The sequence below is a fragment of the Verrucomicrobiia bacterium genome (genome assembly GCA_035765895.1).
Classification (GTDB): Bacteria; Verrucomicrobiota; Verrucomicrobiia; order Limisphaerales; family DSYF01; genus DSYF01.
The window spans coordinates 37,802-55,309 of sequence record DASTWL010000088.1; the positions used below are offsets into that span (position 1 = coordinate 37,802).

General features: G+C 62.6%; 13 protein-coding genes. 8 read left to right on the forward strand and 5 right to left on the reverse strand.

What is annotated here, in order from left to right:
* Positions 1-177: 177 nt before the first annotated feature.
* Complete coding sequence (gene pnp, locus VFV96_17180) at positions 178-2,538, forward strand: polyribonucleotide nucleotidyltransferase (GenBank protein ID HEU5072139.1); 2,361 nt, start codon at positions 178-180, stop codon at positions 2,536-2,538.
* Positions 2,539-2,604: 66 nt separating this feature from the next.
* Here the strand turns inward: pnp and VFV96_17185 are convergent, their stop codons facing one another.
* Positions 2,605-4,716, reverse strand: a complete 2,112-nt coding sequence (locus VFV96_17185) for a protein-disulfide reductase DsbD domain-containing protein (protein ID HEU5072140.1) — start codon at positions 4,714-4,716, stop codon at positions 2,605-2,607.
* Between the two features lie 162 nt (positions 4,717-4,878).
* On the opposite strand from VFV96_17185, the gene VFV96_17190 reads away from it, so the two are divergent.
* From VFV96_17190 to dxs, 5 genes are all read left to right on the forward strand, one after another.
* A complete protein-coding gene (locus tag VFV96_17190) occupies positions 4,879-6,015 on the forward strand; it encodes a phosphatidylserine/phosphatidylglycerophosphate/cardiolipin synthase family protein (protein HEU5072141.1) in 1,137 nt (378 codons plus the stop codon).
* Positions 6,016-6,162: 147 nt separating this feature from the next.
* Complete coding sequence (gene secA / locus VFV96_17195; protein HEU5072142.1) at positions 6,163-9,237, forward strand: preprotein translocase subunit SecA; 3,075 nt, start codon at positions 6,163-6,165, stop codon at positions 9,235-9,237.
* Between the two features lie 146 nt (positions 9,238-9,383).
* Positions 9,384-10,001: an FHA domain-containing protein gene (locus VFV96_17200; GenBank protein HEU5072143.1), complete on the forward strand. Its 618-nt coding sequence runs from the start codon at positions 9,384-9,386 to the stop codon at positions 9,999-10,001.
* 77 nt (positions 10,002-10,078) lie between these two features.
* Entirely contained in the window at positions 10,079-10,357 is a 279-nt protein-coding gene (locus tag VFV96_17205) for an exodeoxyribonuclease VII small subunit (GenBank protein HEU5072144.1), read from the forward strand.
* On the forward strand, positions 10,354-12,339 hold the full coding sequence (gene dxs, locus VFV96_17210; protein ID HEU5072145.1) for a 1-deoxy-D-xylulose-5-phosphate synthase: 1,986 nt from the start codon (positions 10,354-10,356) through the stop codon (positions 12,337-12,339). The genes VFV96_17205 and dxs overlap by 4 nt, the downstream gene beginning before the upstream one ends.
* Before the next feature lie 47 nt (positions 12,340-12,386).
* Here the strand turns inward: dxs and VFV96_17215 are convergent, their stop codons facing one another.
* From VFV96_17215 to VFV96_17230, 4 genes are read right to left on the reverse strand one after another with little or no spacing between them, the layout of a single operon-like run.
* On the reverse strand, positions 12,387-13,268 hold the full coding sequence (locus tag VFV96_17215) for a hypothetical protein (protein HEU5072146.1): 882 nt from the start codon (positions 13,266-13,268) through the stop codon (positions 12,387-12,389).
* Positions 13,265-13,528 carry a hypothetical protein gene (locus VFV96_17220; protein HEU5072147.1) on the reverse strand — a complete coding sequence of 88 codons (264 nt, stop codon included), beginning with the start codon at positions 13,526-13,528 and terminating at the stop codon, positions 13,265-13,267. The genes VFV96_17215 and VFV96_17220 overlap by 4 nt, the downstream gene beginning before the upstream one ends.
* Positions 13,529-13,537: 9 nt before the next feature.
* On the reverse strand, positions 13,538-14,761 hold the full coding sequence (lpxB, locus tag VFV96_17225) for a lipid-A-disaccharide synthase (protein ID HEU5072148.1): 1,224 nt from the start codon (positions 14,759-14,761) through the stop codon (positions 13,538-13,540).
* A complete protein-coding gene (locus VFV96_17230; GenBank protein HEU5072149.1) occupies positions 14,758-15,798 on the reverse strand; it encodes a Gfo/Idh/MocA family oxidoreductase in 1,041 nt (346 codons plus the stop codon). Before VFV96_17230 ends, lpxB begins: the two co-directional genes overlap by 4 nt.
* Before the next feature lie 88 nt (positions 15,799-15,886).
* Here VFV96_17230 and plsY point away from each other — a divergent pair, with 88 nt between their 5' ends.
* Both plsY and VFV96_17240 read left to right on the forward strand, forming a co-directional pair.
* A complete protein-coding gene (gene plsY / locus VFV96_17235) occupies positions 15,887-16,534 on the forward strand; it encodes a glycerol-3-phosphate 1-O-acyltransferase PlsY (GenBank protein HEU5072150.1) in 648 nt (215 codons plus the stop codon).
* The gene (locus VFV96_17240) at positions 16,531-17,508 is read left to right on the forward strand and encodes an NAD(P)H-dependent glycerol-3-phosphate dehydrogenase (protein HEU5072151.1); all 978 of its coding nucleotides are present in this window, start codon (positions 16,531-16,533) and stop codon (positions 17,506-17,508) included. The genes plsY and VFV96_17240 overlap by 4 nt, the downstream gene beginning before the upstream one ends.

The following is a 17,508-nucleotide window of genomic DNA, read 5'->3' on the forward strand; positions in this document are numbered from 1 at the left end:
TTGCAGGGCCGTCAACGCGACCGGCCCTGTTTTCGTTGTTTCGTTGTTATCAATAAGGTCGCGAACTAAAGCAAAGACCCGCCGTCCCTGGGAAATTTCAATCAGCCTCGAAACCAAGCCAATTTTGTTTCGGAGTTCATTGAAGTTCCTCGGGGAGGCGGCGGGCGAAAGGAAAACATGGCAGTAGAAAAAGTCGTCGCTCCGTTGGGCGACAAGCAGGTCATTATTGAAACCGGCAAGATCGCCAAGCAGGCGGACGGTTCCGTCACAGTGCAAATGGGCGAGACGATTGTGATCGTCGCCGCCGTCGCCGCCACCAAGGCCAAGGAAGGTCAGGATTTCTTCCCGCTCACGGTGGATTACCGCGAGAAGGCCGCCGCCGCAGGACGTTTCCCCGGCGGTTATTTCAAGCGCGAAGGGCGCCCCACCGAAAAGGAAATCCTCACGTGCCGTCTTACCGACCGGCCGATTCGTCCCCTCTTTCCGAAAGGCTGGTATAATGAAGTCCAGGTTCAGACCGTCCTCCTCAGCGCGGACGGCGAGAACGATCCCGACATCCTCAGCATCATCGGCGCCTCCGCCGCATTGATGGTTTCTGACATTCCGTGGGCGGGTCCGCTCGGCGCAGTCCGCGTTGGCCGCATCAATGGCCAGTTCGTCGCCAACCCCACACACGCCGAACAGGCCGAGAGTGATTTGGATCTCGTTTATGTTGGCAGTGAAAAGGAACTCGTGATGTTCGAAGGCTCGGCCAAGGAAATTTCCGAAGCCGACTTCAACGCCGCGCTCGCCTGGGCGCAGAACGCCATCCAGCCGCAGATCGCCGCGCAGAAGGAACTCGCCGCCAAGGCGGGCAAGGCCAAGCGTCAGATCAAGCTGAACATCGTGCCCGAGGAAATTCTCAGCGAAGCCAAGAAGCTCGCGGGTGACCGCATCGTTCCTGCGTTGCTCACGCAGGGCAAGCTGGCCCGCGAAGCGGCCGTCAATGCCATCTTTGAAGAAGTCGGCGCCAAACTCGTTGAGAAGTTCGGCGCGGAGAAGGTCACGCAATTTGTCATCAAGGACGCGCAGTATTACATCCAGAAGGAAGCCGTCCGCATCCTCATGCTCGACGCGGGCAAGCGGCTTGATGGCCGCGGCTTCGCGGACGTCCGCCCGATCTGGTCGGAAGTCGGCGTGCTGCCCCGCGCGCACGGCTCGGCCATCTTCACCCGCGGCGAAACACAGGCCATGACCCTCGCCACCCTCGGCACCAACGAGGACGCGCAGGAGTTCGACAGCTACACGGGCGGCGAGAGCGAGAAGAAATTCATTCTTCATTACAACTTCCCGAACTTCTCCGTTGGTGAAACCGGCCGCATCAGCGGCCCGGGTCGTCGCGAAATTGGCCACGGTGCGCTCGCCGAACGCAGCATCGAACCGATGCTGCCGTTGAAGGAGTATCCCTATGCGATTCGCGTCACCAGCGAGATCATGGAATCGAACGGTTCCACCTCGATGGCGAGCGTTTGCGGCGGCACGCTGGCCCTCATGGATGCGGGGGTTCCGATGATTCGCCCCGTGGCCGGCATCAGTTGCGGGCTCTGCACTGAATACGGCGCCGACGGCAAGATCGCACGTTACCAGTTGCTGACGGACATCCTCGGCTCCGAGGATCATTTTGGCGACATGGATTGCAAGATCGCCGGCACCGAGAAGGGCATCACCGGCTTCCAACTCGACCTTAAGCTCAAGGGCCTCCCCCTCGAGATCATGGCCGAAACCATCGAGCGCACCCGCGTCGCGAAGCTGCACATCCTCGCCGAGATGGCGAAGACGCTCGCTGCGCCGCGCGCCGAGATGAGCAAGTATGCCCCGCGCATCGTGACGCTCCAGATTGATCCCGAGAAGATCGGCGCCCTCATCGGCCCCGGTGGGAAGAACATCAAGCGCCTCGTCGAAGAGTCCGGTTGTGAAATCAACATCGAAGACGACGGCACGGTCAACATTTACTCCGTCTCCGGCGAAGGCATGGAGATTGCCCGCTCCGCCATCGAGGCCATCAGCGCCAAGCCCGAGATCGGCAAGATCTATCGCGGCAAGGTCGTTACGATCAAAGAATTCGGCGCCTTCGTCGAATTCATGCCAGGAAAGGACGGCCTCTGCCATATCAGCGAACTCGCGAACTTCCGCGTCAAGCAGGTCGAGGACATCGTCAAGATGGGCGACGAGATCTGGGTGAAAGTTCTGGAGATCGACGAGAAGGGCAAGATTCGCCTGTCCCGCAAGGCCGCGATGGCCGAGCGCGACGCGGCGATGGGTGGCGGCGAAGCCGGTGCGGCGCCCGCTGAAGGCCAGCCCGCCGGCGAAGGCGCTCCCGCGGGTGCGCCCGAGGGCGAAGCCCCGCTGCGTCCGGAATACCGCGAACGCGGCGAACGCCGGGACGACCGCGGCGGTCACCGTGGTGATCGCGGCGGTGATCGTGGCCCGCGTCGGGAAGACCGTGGCCCCCGTCGCGAAGGCGGGGGCGACCATGGCGGTCATCGTCACCAATCCTGAGATGATTCAGTTTCACAAGGCGGACCAGCAATGGTCCGCCTTTTTTGTTTGTCAGGGAATATGCGCTTATTGCGCCGCGGAGGTCAGCGCATCCAGCACGATGCCTGGCGTGAGCAGCGCCGGGAGAACTTGCGGCGGTTTGTCTGCGTCCTTGGGATACACCAGCACGAGCGGAACCGCCGAGCGTTCGAAGCGTCTCAACTCGGCCGTGATGTCGGGATTCTTTCGCGTGTAATCGGCAATCAACGCCACGGTTCCGGTGGTTTTGATTTTCTCGCGGACCGAATCGATTTCGAGGCTGGTCTTTTTGTTGACCAGGCAGTTCGGGCACCAATTCGCCGTGAAGTCCACGAGCACAGGATGTCCGGCGGCGCGGGCACGGGCGACGGCTTCGTGGCTCCAGGGCTGCCAGTTGATGCCGGATTTGCCGTTCACGGCCGGGGAGCTGGAATTGCCGGGAATGACCGCTGGGGGATGACGCCAGTCGAGTCCGCGCTCCAAAGTGCCATCGACGCCCAGCACCATGATGACGACCAGAACGATGGCCGCCAGCACCCGGCGTTTGCGGCCACGCTGGACGAAGGTGCCAAAGATCCATGCCGCCAGCGCCAGGACCAACAGGAAAAAACCAACCCAGAGCGGTCCGCTGTCGCCGTAGTGATCGGCCGTTTGTGAAAGCAGCCAAACGGCGGTGGCGAGCATGGGAAAACCCATGGCCTGTTTGAACCGCTCCATCCACGCGCCGGGCCTGGGCAGAAACTTCTGCAACGCCGGCAGAAAACTGAGCGCCACAAACGGGAATGCGAGGCCGATTCCGATGGCAGTGAACGTGGCCAGCACGACGGCGGGCGGTTGGAAGAATGCCCAGCCGATGGCAACGGTCAGGAACGGCGCGGCGCAGGACGAGCCCAACACCACGGACAGCGCGCCGGTAAAAAAGGCGCCGGTGGAACCTTCGCGCGTGCTCAGTTCCGACGCCTTGTTGATGGTCTGCCCGGGCAGGACGATTTCAAAGACGCCGAACAGGTTCAAACCCACCAGGGTCATCAAGGCCGCCATGAGAATGACGAAGCGCGGGTCCTGGAATTGCGCGCCCCAACTGGCCAGTTGCCCGGCCAGCACCAGACCGGCCAGCATCCAAAACGAGATCACCACGCCGAGGAGATAAAACAGCGAATGCTTTTTGGCGTGCGATTCGCCCGCGCCGCGTTGTTGAACGATGTGGAGGATTTTCAGCGACAGAATGGGCAGCACGCACGGCATCAGGTTCAGGACCAGCCCACCAAGAAAGGCGAGCGCCAGAAATTTCAGGATTCCACCGCTTCCAGCGGGACTGTCCGCGCCGGGGGAGGCGACGCTGGTCGATGCCGTTGTGCCATCCGTAGGTTTGAGGGTCACGTCGTAAGCCTGACGGCGGCCATCGACGGTCTGCACGAGGACTCCACGAACGGCATCGGGCCATTGGCCGGAGTTGCTGGCCTTGACAGCCACGCGCATGCCCAGACGTCCGTCCGCCGCGGGCAGGATTTCGGGGGTGAGCTGCACTTCGCCAACTTCGGTGGGGTAAGGAAAGAAGTCCGGGTGACTTACCCCGGCGCTCGCCGGCCAGGTGAAGACGATCCCGCGGGTGTGGTTCGTGGCCGGCGCTTCCCACCGGGTGGCGAGCTGGAGCGAAGTGCCATCCTGCGGCAACTGCGCCGTCGCCGCTTCAAGGACGGCTGCGTTCGCGGATGGTTTCGTGCGGTCACCGATGGTCAGGGTGTTTGTGACGGTTGCTTCCCCGGGCATGCAAATGTCGCTGCACTCCAGCCACGATACCTGGGCGGAAAGCGTTACTGGGCCGGGCTTGAGATCCTTGGCCAGGGTCAACGGGACCAGCAGTGTCGCTTCGTCCTGCAATATAAAGGTGGTCAGTCCGGCCACATCCAGTCGTTCTGGCGCCGGCCAATGAATGTCGCCCGCGCTGATGCCGGAGGGCAGGGACCAGGCGATTTCCGTGGGGCCGCCCGAATCTCCTGAGTTTTGCCAGTAGGTGTGCCAGTGCGGCTCCATACGCAGGCGGACGCCGACCCAGACCGTATCGCCGGGCCGGGCCACCTCCACCGGCAGCACCAAATCCGCGGTCGTGTGGGCCTTGGGTGCCGCCCACGCGGACAGCGTCAGCAGTCCGGTAGCCATCCACGCAATGATAGCACGCATGCTCATATAGATGCCTCAAGTGACGGAACGTTGAAAGAAAAACAGGTTGCCGCTCAGCCCATGTAGTGGGGAACGCCGGCCAAAACCTTACATCCAAAGCGGAGTTTGAATTCCGGCGGCGGCCAAGACTAGACTTGGCACGTGGATGCCACACCATCCAGTTCGTCGCAGTGGTTTACAAGCGGGGACGCGGTGTTTCCGGCCATGCTGGCGGCCATTGACGGTGCGGTGACCTCTGTCTCCCTGGAGACCTACATCTTCGCCGATTGTCAGTTGGGTGAACGTTTTCGGGCGGCACTGGTGGCCGCGGCGCAGCGAGGCGTGCGGGTGCGGGTGCTGGTGGACGCTTTTGGGTCGCTGGAATTGCCCGATTACTTCTGGCACCCGTTGCAGTCGGCGGGCGGCGAAGTGCGCCTGTTCAATCCCATCGCCCTCGGGCGGCTCGGCATCCGCGATCATCGCAAACTCCTGGCCTGCGACGGGCGGGTGGCCTTCATCGGCGGATTCAACGTTGCCCACGAATACGAGGGCGATGGTGTGAGCCGCGGCTGGTGTGATTTGGGTGTGCGCGTGACCGGTGCGCTGGCGGTGCAGCTCGAAGCCTCGTTCGAGCGCTTGTTTCAGCGGGCTGATTTGCGTCACAAACCGTTCGTTCGTCTGCGCAAGACCGTCGAGAAGCGGCGGCTCGTGGGGGGGACGGAGGAATTGTTGTTGAGCGGACCGGGGCGGGGCGCAAGTCCATTGCTTCGTGCATTGCGGCGGGATCTCGTGCGCACCGATGCCGTCCGGATTGTCGTGGCGTATTTCCTGCCGACGTGGCGGCTGCGGCGGGATTTGCAAAAAATCGCCCGCTGCGGCGGGCGCGTGCAGTTGTTGCTGGCCGGCAAGTCGGACGTGCTGCTGTCACGGCTGGCGGCCCGCAGCCTGTATCGCAAAATGCTCCGGGCCGGCGTCGAGATCTACGAGTATGAACCCCAGGTGTTGCACGCCAAACTGTTCATCGTTGGTCCGGCAGTTTATGCCGGCTCGGCAAATCTCGATCCGCGCAGCCTGCATTTGAACTACGAGCTGATGGTCCGGTTTGAGAGTGACTCCGTGTCCGCACGGGCCGGTGAAATTTTTGACACCTTGCTCGCGCGTTCGCGCCGCATTGAACGCGAGACGTGGAGAAAATCGCGCACCTTTCTTGCCCGCTGGCAGGAACGGCTGGCGAATTTTCTCCTCGCGCGGGTGGATCCTTACCTCTCCCTGCGCCAATGGCAGTCGCTGCCGGACTAACTGCGGGTCAGGCAGCGTCTTGGCGGCGCTGCCGCTCCGAGAACCCGCCGTTTTGGCGGGGCGCGGGTGGCGTTTCCGGGGTGCGTAAAGTTTGACGCTCCCGTTCTTTACCCGTAACGTCCGCGGGCTAGTCTCTAGCACGTAAACATGATTGGCACACTGGTTAAGAAGGTCTTCGGTTCAAAGAACGACCGCGAAGTCAAGAAGCTCCGCCCGATGGTGGCCCGCATCAACGCCATTGAGACGGAGCTGCAATCCCTTTCCGACGACGTCTTGCGGCAGAAAACCGCCGCCTGGAAGGAGCGCCTGGCGAAAATCACCGACAACACCGAATTGCAGACGGTGCTCAACGAGATCATGCCCGAGGCCTTCGCGGTTGTGAAAAACGCCTGCCGCCGCATGACGGAACGGAAGGAAAAGGTGCTCGTGCGCGGTCACGAAATGACCTGGGAAATGATTCCGTTCGACGTGCAGCTCATCGGCGGTTATGCGCTGCACAGCGGCCGCATCGCGGAAATGGCCACGGGCGAAGGCAAAACCCTCGTCGCGACCCTGCCGGTTTACCTCAATGCCCTCACCGGCCGCGGCGTGCACGTGGTGACGGTGAATGATTACCTCGCCGCGCGCGACTCCGAATGGATGGGCGCCGTTTACAAATTCCTCGGCCTGACCGTCGGCTGCATTCTGCATGACCAGCCGCCGCACATCCGGCGGGAGCAATACCAGTGCGACATCACCTACGGCACCAATGCCGAGTTCGGCTTTGATTATCTCCGCGACAACGGCATGGCGGCGCGCAAGGAGGACCAGGTCCAGCACGGGCACTATTTCGCCATCGTGGACGAAGTGGACTCCATTCTCATCGATGAAGCGCGCACGCCGCTCATCATCAGCGGGCCGGCGGTGCACAGCTATGACGAGATTTACACCCAGTGGAAGCCGACGGTGGAAAATCTCGTGCGCGTGCAGGACCGGCTCTGTGCCCGGTTCCTGCAGGATGCGGAAAATTTGCTGAAGAAGCTGCGGCCGGAAAGCGGGCCCGAACCGAAAGAGCGGGAAACGCTGGAGCACGAAATCGGCCTGCTGCTTTACCGGGTGAAAATGGGCGAGCCCCGCAGCGAAGGGCTGATGAAGCTGCTCGAAAACCCGGACAATCTGCGCCTGATGAACGTTGCGGAGCTTTCCCTCCACGCGGACCAGAAGAAAACGCAGCTCTATGCCGAGAAGGAGGAGCTGTTCTTCGCCATCGACGAAAAGAGTCACGAGGCGGACCTGACCGAGAAGGGGCGCAACGCCATCAACCCGGGCGATCCGGAGGCGTTCATGCTGCCGGACATCGCGACCGAGATTCACAACATTGACGCCGGGGCCGAGGCGGATCCGCGCAAGCGCATGGAGGCCAAGCAAAAATTGCAGGCCGACTACGAAGCCAAGGCGCAGAAGATTCACGCCATCAGCCAGCTGCTCAAGGCCTACTGCCTTTACCTGCGGGACGTGCAATACGTGGTGCAGGAGAACAAGGTCATCATCGTCGATGAAAACACCGGCCGTTTGATGACTGGCCGCCGTTGGAGTGACGGCCTGCACCAGGCTGTGGAGGCCAAGGAAGGCGTCCAGATCGAGCGCGAGACGCAGACGCTGGCCACGATCACGATTCAAAATTACTTCCGCCTCTACACCAAGCTGGCCGGCATGACCGGCACCGCCGAGACGGAGGCGCAGGAGTTTTACGACATTTACAAACTCGGCGTGCTGGTCATCCCCACGAACCGGCCCTGCATCCGCCGGGACCGCAACGACTCGGTTTACAAGACCCGGCGCGAGAAGTTCGCCGCCGTGTTGAAGGAGATTCAGGAGGTGCACACCCAGGGCCGACCCATTTTGGTGGGCACGATCTCCGTGGAAATCAGCGAGCAGCTTTCCAAGATGCTGCAGCGCGCGGGCATTGTTCACTCCGTCCTCAACGCCAAGTTTCACGAACAGGAAGCCGAAATTGTGGCCCGGGCGGGCCAACGCGGCGCCGTGACCATTGCGACCAACATGGCCGGCCGCGGCACCGACATCAAACTGGGTCCGGGCGTGGCCGAATTGGGCGGCCTGCACGTGCTCGCCACCGAGCGGCACGAATCGCGCCGCATTGACCGCCAGTTGCGTGGCCGTTGTTCGCGCCAGGGCGACCCGGGCAGCTCGCATTTCTTCATTTCGCTCGAGGACGACCTGATGCGCCTGTTTGGCTCGGACAAGATCGTCAAATACATGGAGCGCATGGGCCTCGAGGAGGGGCAGGAACTCGAGCATCCATTGCTGAACCGTTCCATCGAGCAGGCGCAAAAGCGCGTCGAACAGCACAACTTCCAGATCCGCAAGCGCACGCTCGAATACGACGACGTGATGAACAAGCAGCGCGAAGTCATCTACGGCTTCCGCAACGAGATCATCCACGGCGACGACGTGCGTGACCGCCTCATGGACATCATGGAGGAGGTCGTCGTCCAGAAGGCGGCGGAATACACGACCAGCGAGACGGAATTTGAACACTGGAAAATCCGGCCGCTCGCGGACTGGGTGAACCTGAACTTCCCGCTGGGCATGCCGGAAGAGGAGATTCGCAAGGCGGCCGAATCAGGCAAGGAATCCCCGGTTGCCGGTTCGTTGTATGACGGCTTGAGCCCGCAGCAGTTTGCGGTGTGCAATTTCATCACCGAAGCCGTGCGCCGGGCCTACGAACTCAAGGTGAGTTTCGAGCAGCCCGAGGCGCTGCAGAGCGTTGAACGGTTCACCATCCTGACCGCCATCGACCGGCTGTGGCAGGAACATTTGTATGAAATGGACAGCCTGCGTTACAGCATCGGGCTGCGGGCGCACGGCCAGCGCGATCCGTTGATTGAATACAAGGCCGAAGCCTACAAGCTGTTTGACGACCTGATGGTCAACATCAAGACCGAGATTTGTCACAACATCTTCCGCAGCGCGTCCAGTCTGATGGCGTTTGAAAACTTCCTGCGCAACGCTCCGCAGAAGACGCTGCATCAGGACACCAGCGCGTTTGGCGCCGGGGGCGGGGCGCCGCCCGTCAAGGACAAGTCGGCCAGCGATGTGGTGAGCGAAGCGGCCCAGGCATTGGAAAAGGCCAAGCCCGTTCGCACCGGCCCGAAGGTGGGGCGCAACGATCCTTGTCCGTGCGGCAGCGGCAAGAAATACAAGCAGTGCTGCGGTCGCTGAGCGGCGTGTTTGCCGTGCCTCGGCCGGTTTCAAAATCGACCGGCCCGCCGGGCGCATCGGCCGGGTGACGCAAAAACCGGTTCAATTGGCTTGCGTCCTGTCCGGTCCCTTTGTTCCTTTGGGACAAGCACCTCGGAGTTGTTGGCATGGCCAGGCTTATCCCACAAGGTCAAGGAGGACTCACGCAGCCGCTGGAATTACGATTGGGAATCAATCGTCTGGGGCGGGGGCCGCAGAATGATTTTTCCATCGACCACGCCACCGTGTCGGCGCTCCACTGCGAAGTGCTCCTGAGCGGCGATTCGCTCACCGTGCGGGACCTCGACTCCACCAACGGCACCTACATCAACGGGCAACCTGTTCGGACTGCGGCGCTGCAAAACGGACACTACCTCCGCCTCGGCAGTGTCGAACTGTTGGTCGAAGTAATCGACGTCAACGTGGTCATTCCCCAGCCGCGGACACCCGCCCTGCCGCCGGTGTTGAAGACGGCCTCCGGGAAGAACGTGTGCATTCACCACGACTTCCGTCAGGCGGTTTGGAAGTGCACGCGCTGCGCGTGCCTGTTGTGCACGCCGTGCATCCACCGGTTGCGACGGCGGGGCGGCAAGACGCTTTATCTGTGCCCCGATTGCAGCGGCCTTTGTGAGGTGCTGCCGGAATTCGCCAAGAAGCCGAAACGATCCTGGTTCGGCTTTGTGAGCGACAAGCTGCATCTGACCCGGCTGATTACCCGGCGGCTCCGCAAACCGCCTGATTTGTAAGCACTTTTTTCGCGGACTTTCCCGGCTCCCGCCAAGCAGTGCTAGACGCTGGTGAGGCTTTCCCTTAGGATTTCCCCATGTCCAAGCCATCCAAGGCTGCGGAAGCGGCCCGGGCCGAGAACATATCTTTTGAAGACGCCATGGAGCGGCTGGAATCCATCGTGGATGCGATGGAGTCCGAGGAGCTTTCCCTGGAACATCTCCTTGCGCGATACGAGGAGGGCATGAAACTGGCCCGGGTGTGTCAGGCCAGAATCGCCGACGCCGAATTGAAGATTCAGAAGTTGGAAAAAACCGCGGAGGGCGCGTTCGCTGTGAGGCCCCTTTCGCTGGACACGACTGCCGAAGAAGCATGAACCGATACCTCGACATGGTCGATAGCCCTGTGCACGTGCAAAAACTGACGCTGCCGCAAATGCAGCAACTCGCGGAGGAAATCCGCCAGGAGTTGATCACCATCCTTTCCCGGAACGGCGGTCACCTCGGGCCCAATCTAGGCGTGGTCGAACTGACCATTGCGCTGCACCATGTCTTTCAAACGCCCAGGGACAAGTTCGTCTGGGACGTGAGCCATCAGGTTTACGTCCACAAACTGCTGACCGGGCGCAAAAACCGGTTCCACACCATCCGGCAAACGGACGGCCTCAACGGCTTTGCCCTGCGCACGGAGAGTGAACACGACTGCTACGGCGCCGGCCACGCGGGCACGGCGTTGTCCGCGGCGCTGGGCATGTGCGCCGCACGGGACCAGCGCCATTCGGATGAAAACGTGGTGTGCATCTTTGGCGACGCGGCGCTGACCAACGGCATTTCCTTCGAGGCGCTGAACAACATCTCCCACACGACCAAGCGCTTCATCGGCATTCTGAATGACAACGAATGGAGCATCGCCAAGAACGTGGGTGCCATCGCCACCTACCTGGGCAAGCTCACCACCAATCCGCGCTACAACAAGCTGGCCCATGATTTTGCCCAGTGGCTGCGCCGCATGCCCAAGGGCGAAGTGGCCTTGAAGCTGGGCCACAAGGCGGAGGAATTCCTCAAGGGCGCCATGACGGGGCTTTCGCTGGAGCAGACGCCCGGCGCTGGAACCGACGGGCGCGGCGGACACGGCAACAGCATTCTCTTCGAGGAAATGGGGCTGCGCTACCTCGGGCCAATCGATGGTCATGACCTGCCATTGCTCATCAGCACGCTGGAATTTGCCAAGACCTGCCGCGAGCCGATCGTCATTCACGTGCTTACCAAGAAGGGGCGCGGATTTGAGGCGGCGCAAAAATTTCCAGAGAAGTTTCACGGCCTCGGACCTTACGACGTGCGCACCGGCGACACGCCGGCCGCCAAGCCGGGTGCCGCGCCCATGTGGCAGGATGTGATGGGGCAGACCCTCGTGAAACTCTGCCGCAAGGACAACACCATCGTCGGCATCACTGCGGCCATGCCCAGCGGCACGGGCCTCAAGCATTTGGAACGCGACCTGCCGGACCGCTATTACGACGTGGGCATTGCCGAGGAACACGCGGTCATCTTTGCCGCCGGCATGGCCACCATGGGTTTCCATCCGGTGTGCGCCATTTATTCCACGTTCCTCCAGCGCGCGTATGACTGCATTCACCACGACGTGTGCCTGCAGGATTTGCCGGTGACGTTTTGCATGGACCGTTCGGGGCTCTCCGCGAATGACGGCCCCACGCACCATGGCTTGTTCGACATCGCCTATCTGCGCTGCCTGCCCAATCTCATCGGCATGGCGCCCAAGGACGAGGATGAACTGCAGGACATGATGTTCACGGCCTCGATTCAGAAGCATCCGGTCGCCATCCGCTATCCGCGTGGCAACGCAGAGGGCGTGGCCATCAAGGATCAACCCGTTCCCATCGAAATCGGCAAGGCCGAGGTCGTTCAGAACTTCGCGAACAACGGCGGGCGGAAGATTGCGTTGTTTGCGCTTGGCAACATGCAACCCGTGGCGCGCCAGGCCAAAGAGCTGTTGACGGCCCAGGGGCATGACGTCGCCCTCATCAATCCACGTTTCTTCAAACCCATCGATGCCGGCGTGCACGAATTCTTCGGCCGCGCCGCCGACGTGGTGGCGACGTTGGAAGACCACGTCCTCATGGGCGGCTACGGTTCCGCCGTGCTTGAACTGTTCGCGGACCGGCACATCGCGACACCCGTTTACCGGCTCGGCTGGCCCGACCAGTTCATCGAGCACGCCACCTCCGTGGATTACCTGCGCAACAAGCATGGTTTGACGGCCGAAAATCTCGTGGCCCGGGTCACGGAGCTGTTGGGCAAGGAAGCCGCCGGCACCAAGCTGGTTGCCTTGGCGCAGTAGGATTTCAGCGCCCACGCGAGCTGAGCGAGCGACACCTGGTCGCTCGCTCAATGCAACTCCAACGCCTTTCCCGTCGCCGCATCCACGGGACGGGTCTGGAGATATTGCGGAACCAACTGCTCTACGCTGGTCGGCGGGTGCCCCTCGGCTTGTTCGTAAGCCCGGGCCGCGCACCGGATGGCGGCCTTTCGGAGGTTGGTCACGGCCAGGGACAGTTTTTGCTCCGCCGTTGCCCGCACCTTGCGATTGAGCCAGGGCGAAGCCAGCCGCAGGAACAGGTTGCCCGTTCCAAATCGTCCGCGCCGCATCCAATCAGTTTCCCGGCGCAAAACCGCCGCCGGCGGCTCCCCATTGTTTGCCAAATCTTCCAGCTCCATTGCCGTTTGCTGCGCGGCGGCCGCATCCAGTCCTGGCAACGCGTCGTCGAGCGCGGACAGGCCCGCCGCCTGCACCGCGGCGCCCACCAGCCCGTCGATGATGACGCCTCCCCGCGCCAATTCCTGTCCGTAGCGAAGGCACGCGAGGGCGGTGACAACGGCGTCGTTGGTTCGTCCTTGCAGCAACGCCAGCAGGCTCGCCGCACCGAACGCCTGCGCTATCCGTTTCGAGCCGGCCAATTCGGCCATGTGATTGTTCGTCGTCGCTGTGAGCGAGTAGGGGACGACCCGGCATTCCTGGTTCAAGCCGCGATATACCAAATCCAGAGCCGCTTGATTGGTCGCCACCATGGCCTGGAGTTCGGTTTTAGAAACACTCTTCCAGTTCGCCGAGTCCGCCGGGATCAACGCGCCGGCGTTGATGAATTCGACGTAACCGTTCGGGCTGGGCAGCGGCGCCTCGGGTTTGGGGCGCGTGAGCAGCACGGTGAGGCCGAGGACGGCCGCGAGCGTGAATGCGACAACGCCGATTTTACGGCCGGTTGATTTCATGGGTTGCGTTTGTCACGGCGGAACCAGTAGGCGATGAACGATCCCAGGCCGCTGAACTTGAAACCCGGATCCACGTAGTGCTCGATGACGTAAAAGGCGAAATAGTAGGCCCGGCAGAAACACCAGATGGCCAGCGCCAGCAGCAATGCGGTTTTGCCGGTCGGTTGCTCCTGCCACACCAAGACCGCGGCCGTCACGCCCAGCAGCAGGAACAACACGCCCTTAAGCTTGATCCAGTTCGGGTGGGTGAGGTCTTTCATGACGGCGCGTCAGGTTTTCAACCAGGCATTCGTGATGATGCGGGCGGCGCGCTGGGCGGCACCCGGCCTTCCAAGGCTGGCGACAATCTCCCGTAAGCGGTCTTGAATAACCGCGCGGCGGGCCGGGTCCGCGAGCAAATCCAGGGCGGTCCGGGCGAGGTTCTCAGGCGTTGCGTCCTGCTGCACAAACTCGGGGAATATCGCTTCGTCCGCCAGAATGTTCGGCATGGTCAGCCACTTTACCTTGATCAGGCGTTTGGCGATGAGGTAGGTCGGCCACGACGTCTTGTAAAACGTGACCGCCGGCACGCCGAACATGGCGCATTCCATCAACACGGTGCCGGTCTTGGAGATGGCAAGGTCGGCGGTGCGCAACGCTTCGGCGATGCCGCCGACCTGCACGCGGCACGCCGGGCCGAGCGCGGCCAGCGCGGCGCGCACTTCGGCCGCCATCGTTTCATTGGGCGCAATGGCGACGAATTCGGCCGGCCTGGCCTGGATCATGCGCCGCGCGGTTTCCGCCACCAACGGCAGGTGCCGCCGCACTTCATCCGCGCGGCTGCCCGGCAGCAGCACGATGTGTGGCGCTGCGGCAGCAGCAGCCGTTGCGTTCGGTGCGGCCGGGTTCGTATTGCTGAAGCGGCCCACCATGGGGTGGCCGACAAACGCCACATGCAACCGGGGCACGCGCGCGGCATACCAGGCCTTCTCGAAGGGGAAAATGCTCAACACCAGATCGTAGTCCTGCGCCATTTGCTGCGCCCGGCCTTCGCGCGAGGCCCAGACCTGCGGCGAGACGTATTGCACGATTTTGGGATTCCAATTGTTGAACAGTCCACGTTCTGACCGGACGCGTTCGCGGACGGCGTGGGCGAAGCGGCGGTTGAAGCCGGAAAAATCCACGCAGATGATGATGTCGGGCCGGCGACGGATCGCGAGCTGCAGCAGCTCGCGCATCAGCTGGCGGAACTTGAAATAACCCTTGAGCGCTTCCGACAAACCGGTCACGGCGTGGGGCGTCATGTCGAACGCCAGTTCGACGCCAGCGGCGGCCATTTTGGGTCCGCCGGCCCCAAAGAAATGGGGCGTCAACGCGGTGCGCAGCGGTTGCACGTCGGCGCCGCTCTGGGCGCGCGCCTGCACCAGCCGTTCGCGCAGCGCGCCGACAAGTTCGGCCGCCAGCGTATCGCCGCTGGCTTCACCCGCTATGAGCATGATGGATGGCGGTCTCATCGGCTTTGCTGCACCTGTCGGGTGATTTCAAATGCCAGATCCAGCGCCAGCTTCGCCGAGGCGCCACTGACCAGCGGTGTTTGCTTCTCGCGCACGCACGCGACGAAGTGCTGCAATTCCAGCTTCAGCGGCTCGTCCTTTGCGATGGGCACGGGCTCGCGCACAATGCGTTTGCCGGCAAACTCGCTGACGATGGTGGAGTCCTTCGCCGCGAGCAGCTTTTTCAGCAGCGAGCTTTCGGTTTCGCCTTCGCGGGCAACGCGGTAAATGAAGCCTTCCTGAGCGCGGTAATCGAGCGAGATGTAGCTGGGCGACGCGCCGCCGCTGAACACGCGAATCTTGCGCATCCGCTCGGGGCTGACGCGACTGACCGTGAGGTTGGCCACACAGCCGTTGGCAAAGCGCAGCCGTGCGTTCGCGATGTCCTCCGAAGCACTCAGCACCGGGATGCCCACGGCGTCCACGCTCGTTACCGGTGCCTGCACGAATGCCAGCACCACGTCGAGATCGTGAATCATCAAATCAAGCACCACGCCGACATCGGTGGAACGCGCCGGATAAGGCGACAGCCGGTGGGTTTCGATGAAGCGCGGTTCGGTGGCCACGGTTTGGAGATACTGGAACACCGGGTTGAAGCGCTCCACGTGGCCGACCTGGAGCACGAGATTGTTCGCGCGCGCCAGTTCAACCAGCTCGCCTGCCTGCGCGGTGTCGTCGGTCATCGGTTTTTCGACCAGCACGTGCCTGCCCGCGCTCAACAATTGTCTGGCGAGTTCAAAGTGTGTGACGGTCGGCGTCACGATGTTCAGCGCATCGCAGGCCGCCGCCGCTTCGGCGACGGAGGTGAAGGCGCGGACGCGATGTTGCTCGGCGAATTTGCGTGCCGTCTCGGCGGCCACATCATAAACGCCGACGAATTCGACCTGTCCGGCCGCCGCGAGTTCCGCGTAAAGGCGCACGTGCTGCTTGCCGAGCGAACCCGTGCCCAGCACGGCCACGCGAATCTTGCCGGCGGGGGGAGCCTTGCCCGTAGTCATGCACCGAGTGTGCATGGCGCGCCGGTGGCTGGCAACAGTGTGAACTTTCAACTTTCATCACGCGCGCGCCCGCTCTTAGACTGCGCGCGTGCCAGTTCTGGGTTACATCCTGCTTGGTTTGTGTGCGTATCTGCTGGGCTCGATTCCCACGGGCTACCTCGTGGCGTGCGCCCGGGGCATTGACATTCGCACCGTGGGGAGCGGCAACATCGGCGCGACGAATGCCTTTCGCGTGCTCGGCAAGCCGGCGGGAATCTTCGTGCTCGTCGCCGACGGCCTGAAAGGTTACGCGGCCTGCACCTGGATGGCCGATCCGTTGTTGCACGTGTTCGGCGTGCCGCCGGAGCACGCCATCACGGAGCGGGTCGTGGCGGGCATCATTGCGGTGCTCGGCCACAACTTCACCTGCTGGCTGCGCTTCAAGGGCGGCAAGGGCATCGCCACCACGGCCGGTGTTTATTTCGCGGTCGCGCCGCTGGCGGCCGGCATCGCTCTCGCCGCGTGGACGATTTTCTTCGTTGCGACCCGATACGTCTCCGTCGCGTCGCTTGTGGCGGCGGTGGCGCTGCCGACGGCTGTGTGGGTCACGCAATCCAGCATTCCGCTGGGCGTCGTGACCACCGCCGTGGGCGGGCTCGCCATCTGGAAGCATCGCGGCAACATCGCACGGCTCAAGGCGGGCACCGAAAACCGGATCGTCTTCGGCCGGAAACGGGCGGAAGGAGGGAAGGCATGAGAATCACTGTTCTGGGAGCGGGCGCGTGGGGCGCGGCACTCGCCAAGGTGCTGCATGAAAACGGCAACGCCGTGACGTTGTGGGACATCAACCCCGACCTGCTCGCGGAATTGCGCCAGGGCCGCAGCGAACGCCTGCTGCCCGGCGTGCCATTGCCGACGGACTGGAAGGTGGAAGCGGATTTTGAAAAGGCGGTTGGCGGGCGCGAATGCCTGATCATGGCCATTCCGTCGCAGGCGTTCCGTCAAGTTGCGGCACGGCTCGCCGGCCATCCGGCGATTTTGGTCAGTGTCACCAAGGGCATCGAATATGAAACCGGCGAAACCATGAGCCGCATTTTGCGGGAACATGCACCAGCCAATCGCGTGGCGGCGCTGTCTGGACCGAGCTTTGCCCGGGAAGTTGCGCTCGGCATTCCCACCGCCGTGGTGTGCGCCTGCGAAAGCGACGGCACGGCGCGCACGGTGCAGGGACTTTTTCACCGGCCGGAGTTTCGCATCTACCGCAGCACGGACATTCTCGGCGTCGAATACGGCGGCGCGTTGAAGAACGTCATCGCCATCGCCGCCGGCGTGAGCGACGGCCTTGGCTATGGCGACAACACGAAGGCCGGGCTGGTCACGCGCTCGCTTTCCGAAATGCGCCGGCTCGGCGTGGCCTGTGGCGCGCAGCCGGACACGTTTGCCGGCCTGAGCGGCTTGGGCGATTTGATGCTGACCTGTTTCTCGCGGCAAAGCCGCAATCGCGACCTGGGCGACCGGTTGGGCCGGGGTGAAACGATGGAGGCGATTCAGGCGTCGCACCCGAAACTGGCCGAAGGTCATCCGACGGCGCGTTCGGCGTATCGCCTCGCGCAGGAAAAGGACGTGCCCACGCCGATCATCGATGAAGTCTATCGCGTGCTCTACGAGGGCAAGGATGCGAAGCTGGCGGTGCGGGAATTGATTTCCCGTGCGTTCAAGGCGGAAGACTAA